The 1,830-nt window shown below is 66.7% G+C and carries 2 protein-coding genes; both read right to left on the bottom strand.

From position 1 onward, the window contains the following. Positions 1-385 precede the first annotated feature (385 nt). Positions 386-940, bottom strand: coding sequence for a hypothetical protein (locus MUO23_07985; protein ID MCJ7512894.1), 555 nt, complete (start codon positions 938-940; stop codon positions 386-388). Between the two features lie 247 nt (positions 941-1,187). After that, positions 1,188-1,830, bottom strand: a 643-nt coding sequence (locus MUO23_07990) for a hypothetical protein (protein MCJ7512895.1), incomplete at its 5' end; no start/stop codon positions are given.

Genomic DNA, 1,830 nt, shown 5'->3' on the forward strand with positions numbered 1-1,830 from the left:
CACCATCCTGGCCTTGGTCGGGGGCGCCTCCCTCGTCCCTGAGCTCCCAGCGAAGAAATAGCTCCACGCCTCCGACCGCGTCCGGACAGCCGGATGATGGCCGCCGGTCATGGACGCGCCCGTCGCCAGATCCCTCCGGGGGCTGGCGGCATGCGTATTACCTCGCCCGCCACACACGCGGCGAGGTCCTCCCAGCGCTTCGGCGTGGTGCGAAGCACGGAAAGCGAATTGGCGAAGATCTGATCCATGTTGCCTCCTGGCTGGTCTGAGCCGCGAGCTGGCTGGGGAGACGTCCGTCAGGCGTGGGGTTGTGCGCACCCTGCGCCCGAGGGTTGGGAGCGGCGGCAGTCAGGACCGACCCGGGCGCAGGCGTCGGCTAGGCGGTCTAAGCATGCGCAGGGCACCCTGGCTGAGGCGAGACCACCAGGCCCTCTCCCTGCCGGATCCAGCCCGGCCACTCCACCACGGCAACCAGACCGCGACGGTGAAGCGCGGCCCAGGGGAACTGACGCTGCAGCTCCGGCCGGGCGAATTGCGAGGCAAGCACCCTCCCTGGTCCCGCGCAGGGCCTATTCTCGGCTTGCACGACCAGAACCGCGCCCTGCGAGAAGCAGAGACGAGTGGCGGGCGGCAGCTCCGTCAGTTCAGGGATCCCGCTCAGCAGCAGGTTGGCGCCGAGCCATTCCGGCTGAACCTCGGCAACGCCCAACCGATCAGCGACGATCCGAAGCTCTTCCTGGCTGACAATGCTGACCTGTCGCTCGTTGCGGATGAGCGCGCCGCGCGGGTAGTTCGGGGTTCTGCCGTCCGCCCCTCGGGTGAACCCCGCATGCTTGTCGCCGGCGAATCCCTCCAGGCCGACCTGCACCTGCTCGACCCGCTTGGAGACCAAGCTGTCCGCCTGCTCGGCGACCAAGACCGCGAGGACAACTCCTTGCAAGGCGCCGCTCTCCATCATCATGCCTGGGTCCTGCCTGTGTACCCGGCCTTCGTGCATCCCGGACCTTCAGCTTTGCCCCTGGCTAGCTCGCCCTCCGGGTAGACTGAGCCCGGAACAATCGCGCTCCCCCCGCCGATGCGGTCCGAGGCCTTCTGTGCCGGGTGTGGCCTCCACCCGCCCCCGCCCAAGGAGCGGCCGAGCCGCGAATCCAGCGCCACTCGCGCGCTCAGAAGGACTTGAGCCCACGCTAGGTCCGGAAGACCAGGCTGCAGCACGTGACCGCGCCTTCGGCCTTCATGATCTCCGAGACGTCTACCGTCCTGACCTTAATCGCCCGCTGTTCCATCCGCTCGCGTGTCTGGTGGTGAGAGGCGGGGTAGATGATGGCATCGGCAAGCAGCAGCGCGTTGGCAGCGTAGGGCTCAGCCGGCGCCACTTCGATCAGTTCCATTCCTTTGAAGATCCGCCTGTCCAGCCAGTCGGGGTTGACCAGCAGACTCCGTTCGCCCACCTGAGTGACGGCGGATTTCAGGTGCAGACAGCCTGTGACTTCCACGGGAAAGACCTGATAACCAAAGGGCCGGACGAAAGATTCTACCTGCCGGATCCCGTCGGGGTTGCTTCGGCTGCTCACACCGACATAGAGCTGCCGGTCAATCCGCAAGACATCTCCCCCGTCCAGCATTGCGGGCGGCTGCATGTGGAGGAGTTCCCGATACTCGCCGAGGGCCTCCGCAACCGAGGCGGCCTCCGCTCTGCGTGAAGGGGCGCCGGATCTCAGGATCAGCGCGACTTCATCGAGCACGACTGCAATATCCTCAACAAAGACCGAGTCGGGCAGGTCCGGCTGCACCTCAAGCCGCTGCACGTCACACCCCAACGCTGACAGG

This window comes from Anaerolineales bacterium, from assembly GCA_022866145.1.
Taxonomy (GTDB): Bacteria; Chloroflexota; Anaerolineae; order Anaerolineales; family E44-bin32; genus PFL42.